Origin of the sequence: Nocardioides sp. NPDC057772 (genome assembly GCF_042798075.1) — a bacterium.
Lineage (GTDB): Bacteria > Actinomycetota > Actinomycetes > Propionibacteriales > Nocardioidaceae > Nocardioides.
The window spans coordinates 1-4,447 of the sequence record NZ_JBHVKN010000294.1 but is presented as its reverse complement, the minus strand read 5'-3'; the positions used below and the strand labels follow the sequence as shown (position 1 = coordinate 4,447).

Below are 4,447 nucleotides of genomic sequence, written 5' to 3'. Positions count from 1 at the left end.
AAATTCTCGGCGGAGCCCGGTGTCAAGGACCGCGAAGCGGCCGGCGAAGCCGGCGGCCGAAGGCCGTCATCTCGACAAGCTCGATACATCGCCTTGACTCCGGGGTTCGTCGAGAACACCCTCCGTAACGGGTCGGCGGCCACCAGTCTTCAGTTGACCGTCCGCCCCGTCAGAACCTCTGGGTTCTGAGCAAGCCATGTATCCATCTCGTCCTCCCGCACAGCCGCCCACAGCTCACGACCCTTGCGCTTGTCGAGACGGACCACACTCTGCGCGCCTTCTCGCCCCAGCCCAGCCACCGGAGCAGTGAAGAACGTCAGGTCTGAAGAGGGCATCCGGGCCAGGTCGAGAGCCAGGCCCCGGAGGTCGCCTCCGGAGAAGCCGGAGTCGACGGTCAGGTGGCGGGTGATGATGTCGAGGAGGTCGTAGGCCTTCTTGGGGTCCTTCGGGTCGACGCTCTGCCGCAGGCCGCGAAGGATGGAGCGGAGCACGTACTGCTGGCGCTTCACGCGATCCAGGTCGCCGCCGGGGAGGCCGTAGCGCTGGCGTACGTAGAGCAGAGCCTCCTCGCCGCTGAGTCGGTGGGTGCCTTTGGTCCAGGTGCGGTCGCGCGCTGAGTCGTGGACGGTCTCCGGGACGTAGACCTCGACGCCGCCGAGGAGGTCGCCGATCTCCTCGAAGCCGGCCCAGTCGACCCAGGCGACGTGGTCGATGCGTACGCCGGTGAGCTTCTCGACCGTCTGCACGCTGAGTCGCGGCCCGCCCTGGGAGAAGGCGGCGTTGATCTTGGCCTCGCCGTGGCCGGGGATCCGCACCCACGAGTCGCGGGGGAGGGAGACGACCGAGGCCGAGCGGCGGTCCGCGCTGAGATGGAGCAGCATCATCGTGTCGGCGCGCTGCTCACCGGGCGTCCACGACGCGGTGGCCTCGGTGCCGGTGGTCGCCTCGCCGCCGGTGCGGCCGTCGGTGCCGAGCAGCAGGATGTTCATCGCCCCTTCGGCGCCGCCGCTCGCCGGCTCCGGGCGCTCCTCGAGGCCCGCGAAGACGTCGACGGTCCGGACCTGCTCGTCGAGGCGGTGGGCGAGATACCAGCCGGTGCCGGCGACGGCGCCGACGAGCACGACGAACGCGATCCCGACGCCGAGCCAGATGCGCGACTTCTTCATGGCCGTCCTCAGGGGTGGGGGTCGAGGGCGCCTAGAGGCTAGTGGTCGCTATTCGCGGTCGTCGAGGTGGTCCTCCCACGAGCGCCGCAGGATCGTCGGTACGCCGTTGGCCAGCGCCCCGCGCAGCGCGTCGAGCTGCCCGCCGTCGAGCGCGATCCGCGGAAACGCACGGCCGACCTCGAGGGCGAAGGCCTGGCCACGGGTGGCAAGCTTCGGGGCCTCGGCGAGATACGCATCGACGTAGGGGCGCAGCAGATGGGCCTGCTCGGCTATCCACATCCCCGATGCCAGCGCGCCGAAGCGGCGGTTGTCGACGCCGGGGGCGCGCATCGCCTCCCAGGCGGCGTCCTTCGCGATGGTCGACGGTCGCGCGGCCAGGGCCCGGAGCGCGCCGAGGTCTCCCTCGACGGTGCCGTCGCGATCGCGTTCGGCGGCGATGAAGCGCGCGTCGGCCTCGCCGAGCGAGGCGAGGCGCACGACGGCCTCCCAACGGGTGGTCGGCAGCAACGCGATGCTGCCCGCGACCTTGTCGGCGTCGAGCCAGTCGCGCAGCATCTCGGCCTCCGCGCTGGTCGCAGCGAGGTTCGCGACCCAGGCCAGAGCGCGCTGATCGTCGTCCGGGGAGGCCTTCAGCCCTGCGGCGGACGCGGCGGCGACGCGCGCCACGGCGCCGGCCGCTCGGGAGGCCGGCACCCGATGCGGGATCACCACGGTCCGGGCCTCCGAGAGCACGCCCTCGATGATGTCGGGGCGGGTCTCCGTGGGCAGGTGGGCCTCGACCAGGTCGAGGAAGTCGTCGGCCGACAGGTCGCGCGAGCGCACCAGGAGAGCGACAGAGGACCAGAGCACGGCGCGGACGAGCGGGTCCTCGAGACGGGAGAGCCCGCCGGAGAGCGACTCCCACGACTCCGGGTCGAGCCGGAGCCCGGCGAAGGTCTCGCCGCCCGCGTTGGGCACGACCACGAGCCCGGTGAACTCCGACAGCCGCACCGGCTCGCCGCCCAGCTCGACCCGCTTGCGACCGACGAGCTGGAGCGCGGAGTCGTAGGCGGCGACCGTGAACGCATGCGGCCGGCTCCCCACGCGTTCCAGGACGGGCACGTCCCCGTCGCGCCGCACGGTCAGGGTGTCGAAACCCGGTCGCCGCAGCCAGGCCTCCACCCAGCCGCGTACGTCCTTCGACGAGCACTCCGTGAGCGACTCGACGAAGTCGGCCAGGGTGGCGTTGGCGAAACGGAAGCGGGTCAGGTGGCGGTTGACCCCGGCCATGAACTCCTCGTCACCCAGCCAGAACGCGAGCTGCACCAGGCAGGCGCCGCCCTTCGCGTAGGAGATGCCGTCGAAGATGGTGGCGGCGGTGTCCACGTCGGGTACGTCATCGGCCAGCGGGGCGACCGGATGGGTCGAGCGGCGCGCGTCGGAACGGTAGCCCCACGGCTTGCTCCGCACCTCCACCTCGACCCGCAGGTCCGAGAAGCCGGCCCCGGCCTCCGCGACCCGGTAGCCCATGTAGTCGGCGAACGACTCCTGCAGCCAGGTGTCCTCCCACCAGGTCATCGTCATCGAGTCTCCGAACCACATGTGCGACATCTCGTGGGCGATGATCACCGCACGGATCGCGCGCTGGGTGTCGGTGATCGCGCCGCGCGGCAGCAGCTCGTCGCGGTAGGTCACGCACCCCGGCATCTCCTGGGCACCCCAGTTGAGCCCCGGCACGAAGACCTGGTCGTAGGAGTCGAAGGGATAGGGCTCGTCGATGAGATCGGCGTAGTGGGCGTAGCACGCCTCGGTCGTACGTCGCAGCTCGGTCGCGTCGCGGTCCAGCTCGGTCGCCAGCGAACGCCGGGCGTGCCAGCCGAAGTCGAGGCTCCCCCTGGAATCGAGCTCAGCGGACCAGCGCACCGAGTGCCACGGTCCTGCGGCGACCACCAGCAGTGCCGGCGGGATCGGGGGAGTGGGTGCGAAGACCCAGCGGCCGGCATCGTGCGAGACGACGGCCCCGTTGGCGAGGACGGTGTCGCCCGGGTCGGCGGTGACCGAGACCGCGAACGACGCCTTCAGGTCGTTCTGATCGAAGCAGGCGAAGACCTTGGGGGCGTTGTCCATGCCCAGGTAGGCGGACACGTAGCGCGAGCCGTCGACCGGGTCGGTGAACGTGTGCATCCCGTCGCCGTCGGTCGTGTAGGGCAGCGTCGCGGCGACCTCCACGACGTTGACCTCCTCGGTCGACAGCCCGGTCAGGCGCATCCGCCCACCGTCGTACGCAGCATCGACGGCCTCCCCGTTGACGACCAGCGACACCTCGAGCGCACCCTTCAGCTCCAGGAACGTCTCGGCGGTCGTGGATCGGAACCGGACCCCGGATTGGCTCCGGAAGGTGTCGAGGCCGGTGAGGTCGAGATCCAGGGTGTAGGAGATGGAGGTGAGCACGCCGGCCCGCTCGCGGGCCTCGTCGAGTGTGAGGGACACGACCTCCAACGTACGTCCTCGCAGGTCAGCACGCGCGCGCATTTCGCTGTGAGCGTGATGCGGGGATAGTCTGTGGCAGTTGCCTCGGCGAGGGAGCGCCTCGCGCTCCGTGATCGACAAGGTGGACGTCTCTTCGCAGAGACGCCGTGCCTTCGTCGCACGGCCTTCGTTGGACCAGCCGGGCGCCATTGACGTCAGCACCACTCATCGAGGAGTTCAACGCATGTCCAGCGAGAAGATCGTCGCCGAGAAGCGCACCGAGTTCGGCAAGGGTGCCGCTCGCCGCATCCGCCGTGAGAACAAGATTCCGGCGGTCGTCTACGGCCACGGCGCCGACCCGATCCACCTGACCCTGCCGGGCCACGCCACCATGATGGCGCTCAAGCACCACGGTGCCAACGCGCTGCTGGAGCTGGACATCGAGGGCAAGAAGCAGCTCGCCCTGACCAAGCAGGTCCAGGTCGACGACGTCCGCCGCGTCATCGAGCACGTCGACTTCGTCGCCGTCCGCGCGGGCGAGAAGGTCACCGTCGACATCGTCGTCAACGTCGTGGGCGACGCCGCCTCCGGCACCATGGTCGTCACCGACGCCAACACCCTGACCGTCGAGGCCGAGGCCACCCACGTGCCGGAGAGCCTCGAGGTCAACATCGAGGGCCTCGAGATCGGCACCCAGATCCTGGCCGGCCAGGTCGAGCTGCCCAAGGGCACCACCCTCGTGACCGACCCGGAGACCCTGGTCGTCAACATCACCGAGGCGCGCACCATCGAGGAGCCCGTCGCCGACGAGGCCGCCGAGGGTGAGTCCGCCG

3 protein-coding genes are annotated in these 4,447 nt (G+C 70.3%); 1 reads left to right on the top strand and 2 read right to left on the bottom strand.

Features of this window, described 5'->3' with window-relative positions; all coding sequences use genetic code 11:
- Positions 1 to 149 precede the first annotated feature (149 nt).
- Entirely contained in the window at positions 150 to 1,166 is a 1,017-nt protein-coding gene (locus tag ACFVJS_RS26510; protein ID WP_378886550.1) for an LCP family protein, read from the bottom strand.
- A gap of 48 nt (positions 1,167 to 1,214) precedes the next feature.
- On the bottom strand, positions 1,215 to 3,635 hold the full coding sequence (pepN, locus tag ACFVJS_RS26505; RefSeq protein WP_378886549.1) for an aminopeptidase N: 2,421 nt from the start codon (positions 3,633 to 3,635) through the stop codon (positions 1,215 to 1,217).
- A gap of 223 nt (positions 3,636 to 3,858) precedes the next feature.
- Here pepN and ACFVJS_RS26500 point away from each other — a divergent pair.
- Positions 3,859 to 4,447 (top strand): 50S ribosomal protein L25/general stress protein Ctc (locus ACFVJS_RS26500; RefSeq protein ID WP_378886548.1); only part of this gene is annotated, 589 nt, incomplete at its 3' end.

Excerpts from the sequence above, each read along its gene's own strand:
- ACFVJS_RS26510 (WP_378886550.1), bottom strand. The coding sequence starts at position 1,166 with ATGAAGAAGTCGCGCATCTGGCTCGGCGTCGGGATCGCGTTCGTCGTG.